Genomic DNA, 17559 nt, shown 5'->3' with positions numbered 1-17559 from the left:
CGACGGCGACCCGTCCGTCCGTCTTTCCGGTCGCACGTCGGTCGTCCACGGCCGTACATGACCCGAATCCGCCGTACCCGCGTACGTGTCGCACGCCTCGAACCCCGAGGGCCATTGCGCCCGTCGCGCCCGTCGTACGGAAATCCGCCCGAACCTGTCGTGAGGACGCCTGCCCAGATGTCTGCCAACGAGTCCCCGAAGCAGTCCACCGAGCCGTCCGTGACGACCGCCGAGGGCGTGCGGACCTGGCTGGCGGCGGCCGTGGCCGAGGCGGCCGGGCTCGACCCGCTGACCGTCGACACGCACCGCCCGATCGCCGAGTTCGGCCTCGGATCACGGCAGTTGGTCACCCTCGCCGCCGAGCTCTCGACACGGACCGGGCGGCTCCTCGAACCCTCCCTCGTCTTCAACCACCCCACGATCGCGGCGATCGCCGAGGCCGTCTTCGACGAGGGACCCGCGGTGCCGGTGGCCGCGGCACCGGCCGCTGCGGAGGGCGCGCCCCCACGGGCCGACGACGACATCGCGATCATCTCCATGGCCTGCCGCTTCCCCGGCGGCGCCGACGACCCCGAGGCGCTGTGGCGGCTGCTGACCGCCGGTGAGGACGCCATCTCCGAGGTGCCGCCCGGCCGTTGGGACACCCAGGGGCTCTACGACCCCGACCCGGAGGCCACCGGCAAGGCGTACACCCTGCGCGGCGGATTCCTCTCCGGCATCGACCGCTTCGACGCGTCCTTCTTCGGCATCTCCCCGCGCGAGGCCGCGGCCATGGACCCGCAGCAGCGGCTGCTGCTCCAGACCACCTGGGAGACGCTCGAACGCGCCAAAATCGTCCCGGACACGCTGAACGGCAGCTCCACGGGTGTCTACATCGGCCTGTACGACAGCGGATACCTCGCCGCCGCCTCGCTCGGCCAACTCGACGGGCACGTCGGGACCGGGTCGGCCGCCAGCGTGGCCTCCGGACGCATCGCCTACACCCTCGGACTCCAGGGCCCGGCGGTCACCGTCGACACCGCCTGCTCCTCCTCCCTCGTCGCCCTGCACCTCGCGGCACGTGCGCTGGCCGCCGGGGAGTGCGACCTCGCGCTGGCCGGCGGGGCGACCCTGCTGGTCACGCCCCGTGGGCACGTCGAGTTCAGCAGGCTGCGCGGGCTGTCACCGTCCGGGCGGTGCAGTCCGTTCTCCGCGGAGGCGGACGGTGTGGTGTGGGCCGAGGGCTGCGGCCTGGTGCTGCTCAAGCGCCTCGCGGACGCACGCCGGGACGGCGACCGGGTCCTCGCGGTCGTCAAGGGCTCGGCGATCAACCAGGACGGCCGCAGCCAGGGCCTGAGCGCACCCAACGGACTCGCGCAGGAGCGCGTGCTGCGGGCCGCCCTCGACGCGGCCGGGCTCAGCCCCGACGACATCGACTTCATCGAGGCCCACGGCACCGGCACCCCGCTCGGTGACCCCATCGAGGGGCGCGCCCTGGCCGCCGTCTTCGGACCCGGCCGACCCGCCGACCGGCCGCTCGGCGTGGGCTCCCTGAAGTCCAACATCGGTCACACCCAGGCCGCCGCGGGCATCGGCGGCGTCATCAAGACGGTGCTCGCCCTCGGCCACGAACGGATACCGGCCTCCCTGCACGCCGAGACCCCGACCGAGCACATCGACTGGGCCTCCGGCGGCCTCCGCGTGCACACCGACGCCCAGAAGTGGCCGGGAGGCGGGGACCGGGTGCGGCGCGCGGGGGTCAGCGCGTTCGGGATCAGCGGGACCAACGCGCATGTGGTGCTGGAGGAGGCGCCCGGGGAGAAGGGCGGGGCGGGGGAGCCCCCGACCGACCTCCCCCGCCCGCTGCTCCTGCCCCTCTCCGCCCGCACCCCCGCCTCCCTCCAGGGGCAGGCCGCCCGTCTCTTCGAGCACCTCGGCGAGCACCCTGAGACGTCCGTGGCGGCCGTCGCCGCGACGCTCGCCCACCGGCGCACACACTTCGAGCACAGGGCCGTCCTCCAGGCTGCCGAGCGCGACGACCTGCTCACGGCACTGAGGCAACTCGCCGACGCACAGCCCGGCACCGAGACCGTCGTCGGTGCGCCCCAGGCCGCCGGCTCCGGCAAGGTGGCGTTCGTCTTCCCGGGGCAGGGGGCGCAGTGGACCGGCATGGCCCGGGACCTGCTCGACCGCGACCCGGTGTTCGCCGACGAACTGGACCGCTGCGACGGCGCCCTGCGCCCGTTCACGGGCTGGTCCGTGGCGGCCGTGCTGCGCGGTGACGCGGGCGCTCCCTCCCTGGAGCGGGTGGACGTCGTGCAGCCGGTGCTGTTCGCCGTGATGGTGTCCCTGGCCGCCGTGTGGCGGGCCCGGGGCATCCGCCCGGACGCCGTGATCGGGCACAGCCAGGGCGAGGTCGCCGCGGCCTGCGTCGCCGGTGCCCTCAGCCTCGCCGACGCGGCGGCGGTGGTCGCCCTGCGCAGCCAGGCGCTGACCGACCTCGCGGGCACCGGCACCATGGCCGTCGTGGCCCTGCCGCACACCGACGTCGAGGCCCGCCTCGCCGGTCTCGACGGCCGCGTCTCGGTCGCCGCCGTCAACAGCGGCCGCTCGACCGTGATCGCCGGCGACGTGGAGCCCCTGGAGACGCTGCTGGCCGACCTCGACCGCGAGCAGGTCTTCGTCCGCCGCCTCGACGTCGACTACGCCTCCCACAGCGCCCAGGTCGAGCCCGTCCGCGCGACGATCGTCGACGAACTCGACGGCGTCACCGCCTACCCGGCCTCCGTCACCTGGTACTCCACGGTCACCGGCGAGCCGGTCACCGAGGAGCTCGAAGCCGAGTACTGGTACACCAACCTGCGCGAGCCCGTCCGCTTCGCGCCCACCGTGGAGCGCATGGCGGCCGACGGCTACCGCTGCTTCGTCGAACTCAGCCCCCACCCGTCCCTGGTCACCTCCCTGAAGACCATCGACGAGGACCTGGTCGCCGTCGGCTCCCTGCGCCGCGACGAGGACGGCCCCGCCTGCCTGGACCGGGCGGCCGCCGAACTCCACGTCCACGGCAGGCCGATCGACTGGCGCCGCCTGGTCGCCGACACGGAGCCCGCCGACCTGCCGACCTACGCCTGGGACCCGCAGCGCCACTGGATCGAGCCCGAGACCGCCACCGGCGGCCCCGGCCTGTTCGACCGCGCCGCACACCCCCTCCTCGGCGTCCAGCTCCAGTCGGCCGACGAGACCCGCTGGACCTTCCGGGGCGAGTGGTCGACGGCCACCGCCGACTGGCTGCCCGACCACGCCGTCTTCGGCCGGACCGTGGTCTCGGGCACGACCCTGCTGGAACTGTGCCGCGCCGCCCTCGCCGCGACCCGCCCGGACGAACAGGCCGACCTCGCCGGACTGCTCCTCCTCACCCCGCTCACGCTTCCTGCCTCCGGCACCGTCGAGGTGTCCGTCGAGGTCGTCACCGACGGCCCCGCCGCCGAGATCACCGTGCACAGCCGCCCGCGTGGCCGGCAGGACACGGGCTGGACCCTGCACGCCACCGCCTCGGCGGCCGAGCCCGGCAAGGACACGTCACCGCGGCCCCCGGAGTGGCCCAAGACGGCCCGACCGGCCTGGAACCCGCGGACGTACGAGCGGCTGACGGACCTCGGCCTCGGCTACGGCCCGGCCTTCCAGGGCGTACGCGAGGCCGTGCTCACCGGCGACGGAGAGCTGCTGGCCCGCCTCGCGCTGCCCTCCGTGGCCCGTGACACGGCCGACCCGTACCCCGTCCACCCGGCGCTGCTCGACGCCGCGCTGCACGTCACGGCCGCCTTCGACGCGTCCGACGACCGGGTGCTCCTGCCGGTCGCCGTCGGCCGCTGCGTCCTGCCGCCCGGCGGCGCCACGGACCTCACCGCGTCCATACGGCGCACCGGCGCCACCGCGACCGACGTCACGCTGGACGTGACCCTGTGGGACGCCGACGGACTCCCTGCCGGACACCTCGATGACGTACGGCTGCGCGCGGTGAGCCCGGCCGACCTGAGCGCCGGCTCGGAAAACGCCCGGCACCTGTACGAGGTGGCGTGGACGACCCTCACCGACGAGCCCGCCAGGGAGCCGGACGCCACCTGGGCCGTCGTCGGCGACCGCACGGACCCGCAGGTCGCGGCGGCCGTGCGCGCCCTGGGCGACGAGGGCTCCGATGCCGTCGTACGGTTCTGGCCGCACTCCCCGACGGACGCGGACGCGGCGCACGAACTGGCCGCCACCGCGCTGGCCGAGATACAGGCCCTGATCGCCCTCCCGCCGGACGAGGCACCGCGGCGGACCGTCTGGGTGACCCGGGGCGCGGTCGCGGCCGGCGCCGGAGACACCGTGCCGGGGCTCGCCCAGTCCGTGCTGTGGGGCCTGGCCCGAAGCACCCGCGCCGAACACCCGGACCTCGGGCCGACCCTGCTCGACCTCGACGACGCCGACGACCCCACGGAAGCCATCCGAGCGGCCGTGGCCCACGTCGATGAGCCCGAACTCGTCCTGCGCGCAGGCGCGTTGCTCGCTCCGCGGCTGGTCCGCGCCCGCTCCTCGGAGGCCGCCGGTGGTCGGGTGCCCACCGACGGCACCGTCCTCATCACCGGCGGCCTCGGTGCCGTCGGCCTCCACCTCGCCCGCCTCCTCGCCGAACGCGGCGTACCACGCCTGCTGTTGACGTCACGTCAGGGTGCCGACGACCCGCGGGCCGCCGAGGCCGTCACCGAACTGGCCGAGCTGGGAGCCGAGGTCGAGGTGGCCGCCTGCGACGCGGCGGACGCCGACGCCCTCGCCGAGGTGATCGCAGGTGTCGGCGAGGAGATGCCGCTGCGCGGTGTCGTGCACTGCGCCGGTGTCCTGGACGACGGAGTCGTCGCCGAGTTGACCCCGGAGCGCCTCGCGCGAGTGCTGCGCCCCAAGGTCGACGGCGCCGCCCATCTGCACCGGCTCACCGCCGACCTGCCGCTCGAACTCTTCCTGTTGGTCTCCTCGGCCGCCGGTGTCGTCGGCAACGCCGGGCAGGGCAACTACGCGGCGGCCAACGTCTTCCTCGACCAACTCGCCCACCACCGCCAGGCCCTGGGCCTGCCGGGCGTCTCCGTCTCCTTCGGTGTGTGGGCCGGTGAGGGCCTGGCCGCCGAGCATGCCGACCTGGAGCGCATGGCCCGCCTCGGCCACCGCGCGCTCACCCCCGACCAGGGCCGCGACCTCACCGAACTCGCCCTGCGACGGGGCACACCCCACCAGGTGGCCTGGGCGCTGGACCTGGCGCGGCTGAAGGACAGCACGACGGGAGCCCTGTGGCGCTCCCTGCTGCCCGCGCCCCGCATCGGCGGGCAGCACGCCGGACTCGCCGACCGCCTGGCCCGGCTGCCCGAGGCCGAACGCGCCGAACGCGTTCTCGCCCTGGTCCGCGAGGAGGCCTCCCGCGCCCTCGGCCTGCGCTCGGCGGAGTCGGTCCGCGCCGACCAGCCCCTGCGTGAACTCGGCATGGACTCGGTGACGGCGGTCGAACTGCGCAACCGCATCGGCACCCGGATCGGCGCCAAGCTCCCCGCCACCCTCCTCTTCGACCACCCCACCCCGGCCCGGCTCGCCGAGTACCTGCTGACCACCGCGCTCGCCACCGGCGCCCGTACGACACGCCGTACGCAGACACGACCCGCCCGCACCGCCACGCCGGTGGCCGACGAGCCGATCGCCGTCGTGGCCATGGCCTGCCGTCTGCCGGGCGGAGTGAACGACCCCGAGGACCTGTGGCACCTGGTCGCCGCGGGCCAGGACGCGGTCGGCCCCTTCCCGGCGCGCCGCTGGGACGTGGCGGCACTCTACGACCCCGACCCGGAGACCCCGGGCAAGTCGTACGCCCGCGAAGGCGGCTTCCTGGACGACATCGAGTCCTTCGACGCGGGCTTCTTCGGGATCACCCCGAAGGAGGCGGCGGCCATGGACCCGCAGCAGCGGCTGCTCCTGGAGACCGCCTGGGAGGCGCTGGAACGCGCCGGGATCGTGCCCGCGCGGCTCGCGGGCAGCACCACCGGCGTGTACGTCGGCATGTTCGGCAGCGACTACCTGGCGGGCTCCCGGCTCGACCAGCTCGACGGCTACGTCGGCACCGGCTCGGCGCTGAGTGTGGCCTCGGGCCGACTGGCGTACACGCTCGGGCTGCACGGCCCGGCGATGACCGTCGACACCGCGTGCTCGTCGTCCCTGGTGGCGACCCACCTGGCGGCGCAGGCGCTGCGCTCCGGCGAGTGCGACCTCGCCCTCGCCGGCGGCGTGACGCTGATGGTGACGCCGCAGACTTTCGTCGAGTTCAGCCGCCTGCGCGGCCTGTCCGTCACCGGCCGGTGCCGCTCCTTCTCCGACGACGCCGACGGCGCCATCTGGGCGGAGGGCGCCGGCATGCTCGTACTGAAGAGGCTGAGCGACGCCCGGCGCGACGGGGACGAGGTGCTGGCCGTGCTGCGCGGCACCGCCGTCAACCAGGACGGCCGCAGCCAGGGCCTCTCCGCGCCGAACGGCCCGGCCCAGGAGCAGGTGGTCCGGCGCGCGCTGGAGGTCTCCGGTCTCGACCCCGCCGACATCGACTACGTCGAGGCCCACGGCACCGGCACCACGCTCGGCGACCCCATCGAGGCCAACGCCCTCTCCGAGGTCTTCGGCGCCTCGCGCCCCGAGGACCGGCCGCTGTACCTGGGCTCGCTGAAGTCCAACGTCGGCCACACCCAGGCCGCTTCGGGCGTCGCCGGACTCATCAAGGTGATCCAGTCCCTGCGCCACCAGACCCTCCCGCGCACCCTGCACGCGGACACACCCAGCCGGCACGTCGACTGGGAGGAGAGCGGACTGCACCTCCTGCGGACGGACCTGGCCTGGCCGGAGGAGGCCACCCGGGTCCGCCGGGCCGGGGTGAGCGCCTTCGGGATCAGCGGAACCAACGCGCATGTGATCGTCGAGGAGGCGCCGAAGGTTCAGGCGGGGCCCCAGACCGACGCCGGGCCCGGGCCCGTGACCGAGCCGCGGGCCGAAGCCGCCCCGGCCAAGCATCTGTTCGTGCTGTCCGCCCGCAGTGAGCCCGCCCTGCGGGGGCAGGCCGCCCGGCTCGCCCGCCACGTGGGGTCCGACGCGACCCTGCCGGACGTCGCCCACACCCTGGCCCGGCACCGCAGCCACTTCGAGCGGCGTGCGGCGATCGTGGCGGGCGACCGGGACGAACTGCTCACCCAACTGGACGGGCTGGCCGCCGGACGCAGGCCGCAGACAGCGCCCCGCGAGGACCAGACCGGCAAGGTGGCCTTCGTGTTCGCCGGGCACGGCGGCCAATGGGCGGGCATGGGCCTTGACCTGATGCGCGGTTCGGACGCGTTCCGCGCGGAGCTGACCCGGATCGACGAGGCCCTGCACCGGCACGCCGGCTGGTCCGTCCTCGACGCCCTGCGCGCACCCGAGGAGTTCTTCCCGCTCAACCGGACCGAGTATCTGCAACCGGCGCTGTTCGCGGTCAACGCGGCGCTGGCCGCCGCCTGGCGGGCGCTCGGCGTCACGCCGGACGCCGTGGTCGGGCACAGCCTCGGTGAGATCGCCGCCGCGTACGGCGCGGGCGCGCTCACCCTGGACGACGCCATCACCGTGGTCACCGCCCGCGCCCGGTCGGTCGTCCCGCTGGTCGGACAGGGCGGCATGCTGGCCGTGAGCCTGCCGCCCGCCGAGGTCGAGGAACTGCTGCAGCCCCACACGGACCGGCTGTTCGTCGGCGCGGTCAACAGCGCCTCGTCCACCGCCGTGTCCGGCGACGCCGAGGCCCTGGCCCAACTCCACCGTGCGCTGGAGGAGCGAGGCGTCAGCGTACGACGTCTCTCGACTCCGTTCGCCTCGCACACCCCCCTGATGGAACCGCTCCGCGGCCAACTCCTCGACTCCTTCTCCGACGTCCGCGGCACCCGCACGCCGACCCCGCTGTACTCCTCGTTCCTGGCCGAACCCGTCCCCGGTGACGAACTGGGCGCCGCCTACTGGTTCGACAACCTCCGCCGCCCCGTGCGCTTCGCGGACACCGTCCGACGCATGCTGGACGACGGCTACCGCTACTTCGTCGAACTCAGCCCGCACCCGTCGCTCACCTCCTCCATCGAGGCGGTGGCCGCCGAGGCCGGCATCGACGCCGTCGGCGTCGGCTCCCTGCGCCGAGGCCAGGACGCTCACGACGTCCTCCTTGACCGGGTGGGGGAGCTGTACACCGCCGGGCACACCCCCGACTGGTCGGCGCTGTTCCCGGACGCACACCGGACCGACCTGCCCACCTACGCCTTCGCCCGCGAACGCCACTGGCTCGCACCCGCCCCCAACACCGGCACGCCCGGCGGTTCACCGCTCCTCGGCACGCACGTCGAGGCCAGCGACGAACCCGACCGGCACGTCTTCCAGACCGAACTCGACCTGCGCGACAGCCGTTTCACCTACCTGACCGACCACCAGGTCACCGGTGAGGTCTGGCTGCCCGGCGCCGCCTTCCTCGACATGGCCCTCGGCGCCGCCGGCACGCTCCAGGACGGCGGACCGGTCGAGCTGGCCGACGTCCGCTTCGTCCAGCCGCTGCGGCTCGACGCGGACCGGCCCGTACGGCTGCAACTGGTGCTGCCGCCCGCCCAGGACGGCGTCCGCGAGTTCACCGTCGCCTCGTCGGCGGCCGGTGGCCGATGGGAGCGGCACGTCACCGGGCGGATCACCGCAGGCGAAGGGGCGAGCGACGCCCGGCTCGCCGAGGTGCGCGAACAGTGCACGGAAGCGGTCGACCTGCCGGGCGTCTACGCCGGGCTCGCCGCGCTCGGCATCGAGTACGGCCCCGCCTTCCGCGGCCTGGAGTCCGGCCACCGCTCCGCCGACACGGCGCTCGCCCGGCTGGCAGCCAAGCCCGCCGCCGGACACCTGCTGCACCCCGCCTCCCTCGACGCCGCCTTCCACACGGCCGCCCTGCCCGGCAACGCGCCCGAAGGCCGCGCCTTCGTACCCGCCGGCTTCGGACGACTGACGTTCACCGGCAGGCGCACCACGCCCGTCTGGGTGAGCTGCGCACTGAAGTCCGTGGACGGCGACACCGCCACCCTCGACCTGCGGCTCTGGGACGAGGACGAGCAACTCGTCCTGGAGGCACGGGACTTCCGGCTGGCTGCGCTCTCCCCGCTGGACGGCGCCCTCTTCGAGACCCGCTGGCAGCCGCGCCCGGCCGCACAGGAGCCCCCCGCCACGGGCAGCTGGCTGATCCTCGGCGACGAGTCGGGTGTCGCCGCCGATCTCGCCGAGCGGCTCGGCACCGCCGTACCCCATGTGATCGCCCGCAGGGGAGAGGAGTTCGCCGAGGAGGAGCCCGGCCGGTACGTCCTCGACCCGACGGATCCGGCGCAGCTGGCCCGGCTCCTCGAAGAGGGCTTCGCGGGCGGTACGCCCGAGCGGGTGGTCCAGCTGACCGCGCTCGACGCCCCGGCCGTCGCCGACGACCGTACCGCCGAGGAGGCGGCACGGCTGTGCTGCCTGAGCACCCTGCACCTGGTGCGCACCTTCGCCGACCGGCCGCAGGGCCGCGCGCCGCGCCTCTTCGTGGTCGTCCGCGGCAGCCAGGCCGCCGGGGACAGCACCCGGGTCGCCCATCCGCAGCAGGCGCTCGCCTGGGGCTTCGGGCTCGCGGTGGCGCAGGAGCACCCGGAGCTGGGGACCACCCTGATCGACCTGCCGGCCGAGGGCGGCACCGACGCCCTGTGGACCCAGCTGTGGCACGCCGACGACGAACGGCTCGTCGCGCTGCGCGAGTCGGGACGCCTGGTGCCCCGGCTGGCCCGCACCCGCCCGGACGACGACGAGGCCCGCACCGGGACCACCCCCGACGGAGTCCACCTGATCACCGGCGGTCTGGGCGGCCTCGGCCGGATCGTCGCCGAACGCCTGGTCCGACGCGGCGCCCGCAAACTGGCCCTGATGAGCCGAGGCACCCCCGGCCCGGACGCCACCCGCTGGATCCAGGCGCTCGAGGCCCGGGGCGTCACCGTGCACCTGCCCCGCGCCGACGTCGCCGACCGCGCCGGTCTCACCGCCGCCCTGGACGCCGTACGACGGGACGCGGGACCGATCGCCGGGATCGTCCACGCGGCCGGTGTCCTCGACGACGCCACGGTGGCGAACCTGACCGACGACCGCGTCCTGCGCGTCCTCGCCCCCAAGGTCCTCGGCACCGCCCTGCTCACCGAACTGGTCCCGGAGGCCGACGGTCTGGTGCTGTTCGCCTCGGCGGCCGGTCTGCTCGGCTCGGCCGGACAGAGCCCGTACTCCGCGGCCAACGCGTTCCTCGACGCGTGGGCCCACCACCTCTCCCGTACCGGACGGCGGGCGCTCAGCCTCGACTGGGGTGCCTGGGCCGGCGTCGGCATGGTCGCCGAGTCGGGCGTCCGCACCGCCGAGACCAGCCGCACGGGCCTGGTCGCCTTCTCCCCGCAGGAGGGCGGCGAACTGTTCGAGCGGGTGCTGAACACCGCACGGCGCCAGCTCGCGCCCCTCGCCCTCGACTGGGAGATGCTCGCGCTCGACCCGGACGCGGCGCGCACCCGCCCGATCCTCGGCGACCTGATCACCGCGCCCACGGGCACGGCGGACTCCGACGGCCTGGTGAAGAAGGTGTTCGCCGCGACCACGGAGCAGGACCGCACCGCCTGGCTCGAGGCGTACGTCCGGGCCCGCGTCGGCGAGGTCTCCGGAGGCGTCGTGGACGTCTCCGCGACCACCGCCCTGAAGGAACTGGGCCTGGACTCCCTCATGCTGGTGCGGCTGCGCAACGCCTTCGCCCGCGAACTGGGCGTCGAACTCCCCACCGCCGAGGTCTTCAACGCCTCCGACATCCGCGGCCTCGCCCGCGCGCTCGGCGAGGCCCTCCCGGAGCGGCGGACCACGGCCCCCGAGCAGCCCGCCGAGCCCGCCCCGGAGGTGCCGGAGAGCGAGCTGCGGCCCGCGACCCGCGACGTCGTACGGCTGCTGCGCAGCGCCCAGCCGGGCATGCCGCACGCGGCCCACGGCGTGGGCCTCGCGGTCCGGCTCACCACGCCGGTCACCCGCGAGACGCTCACGGACATCGTCAACCGCCTCACCGCCCGGCACGCCGCCCTGCGCACGGCGATCGTCCCGGACCCCGAGGGCGGTTGGCGGCTGCGCGTGGACCGGTCGCTGCCCAAGCCGCCGCTGCGCTGGACGGACGCGGCCGACGAGGCCGCACCGGACGCCGCCGACCGGCTGCGGGAGCTGCTGGAGCCCCCGTTCGACCTGGCGACGCCGCCGCTGTGGCGGTTCGAGCTGCTGGACGGCGGCGCACACGGCCAGATCCTGGTCTTCGGCGCGCACCACGCCGTGAGCGACCTCCAGTCGCTGCTGCTGGTGGCCGGTGAGATCGACACCGAGCTGTCCGGCAGCCCTCTCCCCTCCGACGTCACCAACCGGGACGTCCACCTCCTGATCGAGGCCCAGCAGGCGGGCGAGGCCGTCGACGCGGCCGAGTGGCGCGAGAGCTTCCACGGCAGCGAACGCCTCGACCTCACCCTCGCGAGCCCGCGCCCCGAGCGGCGCTCGTACCGGTCGGGCAGCGTCACCGTGGCCCTCCCCGACGGACTCATGGACCGGGTGTCGGCCGCCGCGAGCCGGCTCGCCGTCACCCCGGCCGCCCTCTGCCTCGGCACACTCACCGTCCTCCTCGCCAGGAAGCGGGAGCGCGAGCGGTTCGTGCTCGCCGTCCCCGTCGACACCCGCATTCACGCCGACGCGTACGACGCGGTGGGTTTCTACGGCGTCCCGGTGCCGTTCCCGGCCGAGGCCCGGGCCGGCGAGCCGGTCGAGGACGTGCTGCGCCGCACCGACGGCCGCCTCCAGCGGATCCTCACCAGGGGCGCCATGTTCTCGGACGTCCTCGCCACGCTGGCCCGGCAGGGCCTGTACCGGCAGAACGCGCCGCTCGTCGAGGTGTACTTCAACTTCGTGCGGTACGCGGGCAGTCTGACCCACGTGGAGGTGCTGCCCGGCGGGACGGGCTACACCGACCTCGACCTGATGATCACCATGACCCCGGACGCGGGCCGACTCCGCCTGGACCACAACCTCGACATCCTCGACGAAGCGGTCACGGCCGGGCTGGGGGAGGAGTACGTCCGCTTGCTGGCGGAGGTCGCGCAGGACGCGTCGGCACTGGTGCGTCCGGCGGCGACGTCCGTTCCGACGTCCGCTCCGACGCCCCGCTCCCTGGCCCTCGCCGCCACCTTCGCCCTCGGCAACCTCCCCCTGATGTGCGAGGCGGCCGTCAACGAGGGCGCGGGGGACGGGACTCTGACCGTCGCCGAAGCCCCGTACCACCAGGTGCTCGCGAGTCTGCGCGACCCCTCGGGCGTCTTCGCCGACCCCGGCACCGCGGTCGGCGTGGTGCTGCTGAGGGCGGTCGACCTGGAACGCTTCGGCCCGGTCGACGACGCGCTCCTCGCCGAACTGCGCACCGAGTACCCGGCGGCGCTGCGTGCCTTGGCCGAGCGCACCCGCAAGCCGCTGGTCGTCGGCATCCTGCCGTCCGCCCACTGCGACGACCGCCTCACCCGGTGGGAGCGCGACATCGCGGCCGAGCTGGCCGAACGACCCGGCATCGCGGTGCTCGGCCCCGACGACTGGACCCCGCGCCACGCCGTCGAGGACCCCTTCGACGCAGGCACCGAACGGCTCGCCCACCTGCCGTTCACCCCGCACTTCCAAGCGGCCGTCGCCCTGCACCTCGCCGAGGTCGTACGGGCGCTGCGGCGGCCCGCGCCCAAGGTGATCGCCGTCGACGGCGACGAGACCCTGTGGGGCGGCGTGGCCGGAGAGGCCGGCCCCGAGGCGGTCGACCTGACCGGAGCGCGCGCCCTGCTCGCGCGCCGGCTGCTCCAGTGGCGGGAGGCGGGCGCACTGCTGGCGCTGGTCAGCAACAACGACGTGGAAACCGTACGGGCCGTCCTGGACCGGCCGGACAGCCTGCTCAAGGCGGAGCACTTCAGCGTCCTGTCGGCCGAGTGGGGACCGAAGCCGGGCCGGCTGGCGCAGGCGGCACACACGCTCAACCTCGGACTCGACAGCTTCCTGTTCCTGGACGACAACCCCGCAGAGATCGGCAAGATGCGGTCGGCACTGCCCCAGGTCCTGTCGGTGACCTGCCCGCCCGCAGCCGAACTGGAGGAGTTCCTGGGCCGGTTGTGGCCGCTCGTCCCGGCCGCGGCGACCGCGGAGGACGCGTTGCGGGCCCGGTTCTACGACCAGGAGCGGGAGCGGGACGCCGTACGCGAACAGGCCGGGTTCGAGGAGTTCCTGGCCCAGCTGGAGCTCGAGGTCGACATCCGGGAACTGTCCGAGGACGACGTCCAGCGCGCCGAGCAACTCGTCCGCCGCACCAACCAGTTCACCCTCCGCGCCCGCTCCGCCGACGGCGGGGACCTCGCCCGCTGGCGAGAGCGCGGCGAGGTGTGGACGGCCGCGGCCCGGGACCGGTTCGGCGACTACGGGCAGATCGGGCTGCTCGCCGTCCGGCAGGACGGGGACCGGCTCGACGTCGTCGCCTGGCTGATGAGCTGCCGGGCGCTCGGCCGCGGAGTCGAGGAGCGGCTGCTCACGTGGCTGGCCGACCGGGCCGACGAACTGGGCTGCACGAAGGTCCGGTTGACCGCCGAACGCACCCCGCGCAACGCCCCGGCCCGCCGCGTCGTGGCGGCGCTCGGCGGCGGGGACCAGGAGGACGAGCGGCTGGAGACCGTGGCCACGCCGGAGCATCTGCGGACGTTCCGGTCGTGGGAGCAGCGATGAGTGATCGACGCGCGACAGCAGTGAAGGAATGGACCGTGCACAGGGTGAAGGGCTCTCATGCGTGACATGAACGAGGACGCGGCGGCGCACGCCGGACAGCGGACGACCGCCGAGTCGATCGAGCGGGGCGGGGGAACCGGCGGCCTCAGCGTGACGGACCTGCTCGCCAAGGTCATGACGGCCGCGGCGCCCGCCGCATCGGCCCCCGCGCCGGCCCTGGACCTGGAGGGCCTGACCGCCGCGATCGCCACGGCCGCGGGCCGCTACCTGCCCGCGGGGCACCTCCCGGCCGACGCCGACTTCTTCGACGCGGGCGGCACCTCCGTGTACGCCGTGGAACTGGCGGCGGAGCTGGAGCGCGAGTGGGGCGTCGAACTCAGCCTGGACGACGTGTTCGCCGACGCCCGGCCGGCCAGCCTGGCCCGGCGGTGGCTGTCGGCCACGGAGGGCAGGTCTGCGGCGGGGGTTTCGACAAGCAACGCCGGTGGGGAGCTGCCCTCGGTGGCTCCGGTGGCTCCGGTGGCTCCGGTGGCTCCGGTGGCTCCGGTGGCTCCGGTGGCTCCGGTGGCTCCGGCTCCGTCTGGGCTTGCGGCCTCCGTGCCTTCCGCGACCATCCGTACCGCCGCCGCGCCGGCCCCCAGCACCCTCCCCGTCCCGGCCCCCCGCCCCGCGCCCCCGGTGACCACCGTCCCCTTCCCCGCCGGCGGCATCGACGCCTACGCCACCGCCCGCCGCGAGGACCTCGACCAGATCCTGGCCGACCTCGCGCTCGCCGACCAACTGCCGTTCACCGCTTCGCCGGAGCCGCTGCCGCCGCGCCGGATCCTGCTGACGGGCGCGACGGGGTTCCTCGGCAGCCACATGCTGCTGGACCTGCTGCGGCACAGCGACGCCCACGTGTACTGCCTGGTCCGCGGCGCCGACGAGGAGACCGCGGCCGAGCGGCTCGGCGAGGCCCTGCGCAGTTACCGGCTGCCGTGGTCGTCGGAGATCCGCCGCCGGGTGACCGTGCTCCCCGGCGACATGCGGCAACCGCGCCTCGGCCTTTCCGACGAGCTGTGGCACACCCTGGCGCAGGAGGTGGACAGCATCGTCGGCGTCGCCGCGGCCGTGGACTTCCTGCGCGGCTACCAGTCGCTCAGGAGGAGCAACGTCCTCGGCACGCTGACCCTGGCCGAACTCGCGACGACCGGCCGTCCCAAGCCGCTGCACCACATCTCCTCGATCGCCGTCTTCAACGAGGTCGGCATCACTTCGATGGGCGAGGACGACCCCTTCGCCCACGTCGACCGCCTCATCGCGGGCTACGACCAGACGAAGTGGGCCGCCGAGGCAGCCCTGCGCCGCGCCCGCGACCACGGCCTGATCGTCAGCGCCCTGCGCCCCGGCGGCATCGGCGGACACAGCAGGACCGGCGCCTACAACCCCCAGGACCTCAGCAGCGGCCTCATCTCCGCCTTCGGCCGCTTCCGTACCGTCCCCGCCTTCCGCTACCTGAACGCGGCGCCGGTGGACTGGGTGAGCCGCGTCGCCGTCGCCGTCGTGTGCGAACCCGACGCCTGGGGCTTCGACTACAACCTCACCGGCGTGCCCAACACCCTCGACGACGTCGTACGGGACATGGCGTTCGGCGGGATGCACGTCCGCGTCCAGGACTGGGACGAGTGGCGCACCGACACCCTGGCCCGTCTCGAAACGGACCCCGTACCCGAACTGGCCTTCCTCACCCGGGTGTTGCAGAGCCCCACCGCCCTGAAGCTGTGCGAGGCCACCCTCAAGGGCCCCGCCGCGGTCGGCGAGCGCACCGCCGCGCTCGTCGAGGCGCTCGGGCTGCCGCCCGCCGCCCGCTACGACGCCCAGGCACAGCTGAGGACGTTCGAGAAGCTCGCCGACGACGGTCTCGCCCGGCTGCCGCACAAGGACGACCAGCCCTACCTCTGGTTCCCCGAGACCACCGAGGGCTCGGTCGGCCCGGTCGGCGCCCCCGCCGACACACCGTGCTCCATGGCGCTGACCCTCTCCATCGCAAGCATGTACCAGCTGGTGAAGGAGCGGCGCGTCGACGTCACCGGCGAGGTGACCTGCGCAGCGATCCACCCCGAGCCGCTCACCGTCGAGCGCGGCGACCTCTGGGTACGCCCCGAGGAGGGCATCCCCCAGCAGCACGGCATGAAGCATCAACTCCTGCGCTACCGTCTGCGGTTGCGCGACGCCGACGGCGGACACTGGTGGCTGGAGGGCCACAAGTACGCCCGGGCCCGCCGCGACCTGTGGCGGCAGACCCGCGCGCTGACCATCGAGATGGGCCGCGAGGGCGAAGGCGCCACGCTGGCCGGCGAGGTCGTCGTCCCCGCCGACTCCTACGTCCGCGACCAGATCGACGGCATCAGGGTCGCCCCGCACCTGACGAGTCAGGAGAAGCGGGCCGCCAAGCTGACCTGGCTCGCCTGGTTCGGTCTGGAGGTGGGCCGCGGCCTGCTCGGCCCCTTCGCCCGAGCCGCCGCCGACCTGCTCGACCTGCGCCGCACCCCCACCCCCACGGAGCACCGCCGATGATCTTCAGGACGACCAACCCCAGGACCGCCAGGCCGGCGCTCCGCAAGGTGCGGACCACCACCGCCCTGCGCCCCCTTCACCACCGCCTCGACCCCGCCCGCGTCGAGGAGATCCCCTTCCGCGCGGCCGACGGCGTCCGCCTCGGCCTCACGCGCGTCGACTCCGGCGACACCGGCCGTCCCGCCGTGCTGCTCCTGCACGGCCACACCGCGTCCGCCGACATGTTCCTGCTGCCCGAGACCCGCAACCTCGTCGACGCCCTCCTCGACGACGGCTACGAGCCATGGCTCCTCGACTGGCGGGGCAGCTGCCGGCTGCCGTACAACGAGACCGGGCAGCGGTACACGTACGACGACGTCGCCCTCCACGACATCCCCGCGGCCGTCTCCCACATCCGCGAACGCATCGGCGACCGGCCGCTGTTCGTGGTCGCCCACTGCATCGGCTCCCTCACCCTGTCGCTGAGCATGGCGGCGGGCCTGGTGCCCGGGCTCGCGGGCGTCGTGTCGCAGGGCGTGTTCCTGACACCGAAGCTCGCCGGCCGCACCTCACTGCGCATGTCGGTCGCCGGGGAACTGCTGAAGACGCGGATCGACCACATCCCGGTCGACTTCCGCAAGGTGGGCCTGTGGTCGAAGTACACCCCGCTGTTCGCCCTGGCCTCGCGCAAGGCGAGCTGCCCGGACCCGACCTGCCAGATCCTGCACAACTCGGCCTGGGGCTCGGGCGCGTCGCTGTTCGTGCACGAGCATCTGACGGACGCCACCCACGACCGGCTCGCGGAACTGCTCGGTCCCGCGCCGCTGTGGATCCTCCCTCATCTGCGGCGCATCGAGCTCGCCCGCAGCGTGGTGCGCTGGCACGACACCGACCACCGTTATCGCGCCCTGCCGCCCAACGCGCTGGACGCGGCCGCCCGGATCGACACGCCCGTCCTGCTGCTCGCCGGCAGCGAGAACGGGTTGTGGCTGGACTCCCAGAAGCTCTGCCACGAGGTCCTCGCCCACCGACAGCCCCAGCTGGACGTGACGTACACCGAGATCCCCGGCTACGGCCACCTGGACACGTTCCTCGGTCGGGGCGCCGCCCTCGACGTCTTCGGACACATCCTCGAATTCCTGGGCGAACGGCGGTGACGGCGACCCGGTCCGCCGG

The 17559-nt window shown here is 74.4% G+C and carries 3 protein-coding genes; all 3 read left to right on the top strand.

Going from position 1 to position 17559, the window contains the following annotated elements:
- Positions 1 to 177: 177 nt before the first annotated feature.
- The 3 genes from ACFYWX_RS13520 to ACFYWX_RS13510 are packed head-to-tail and all read left to right on the top strand — an operon-like array spanning position 178 to position 17540.
- Positions 178 to 13848 (top strand): SDR family NAD(P)-dependent oxidoreductase, encoded by a 13671-nt coding sequence (locus ACFYWX_RS13520; protein ID WP_389424143.1) that lies wholly within the window; start codon positions 178 to 180, stop codon positions 13846 to 13848.
- A gap of 57 nt (positions 13849 to 13905) precedes the next feature.
- Entirely contained in the window at positions 13906 to 16404 is a 2499-nt protein-coding gene (locus tag ACFYWX_RS13515; protein WP_389424142.1) for a thioester reductase domain-containing protein, read from the top strand.
- Positions 16401 to 17540 carry an alpha/beta hydrolase gene (locus ACFYWX_RS13510; protein ID WP_389424141.1) on the top strand — a complete coding sequence of 380 codons (1140 nt, stop codon included), beginning with the start codon at positions 16401 to 16403 and terminating at the stop codon, positions 17538 to 17540. Before ACFYWX_RS13515 ends, ACFYWX_RS13510 begins: the two co-directional genes overlap by 4 nt.
- Positions 17541 to 17559 lie beyond the last annotated feature (19 nt).

The sequence above is a fragment of the Streptomyces sp. NPDC002888 genome (assembly GCF_042888465.1).
GTDB lineage: Bacteria > Actinomycetota > Actinomycetes > Streptomycetales > Streptomycetaceae > Streptomyces.
Note: the sequence above shows the minus strand (reverse complement) of the source record. Positions and strands in the feature narration are given on the sequence as shown.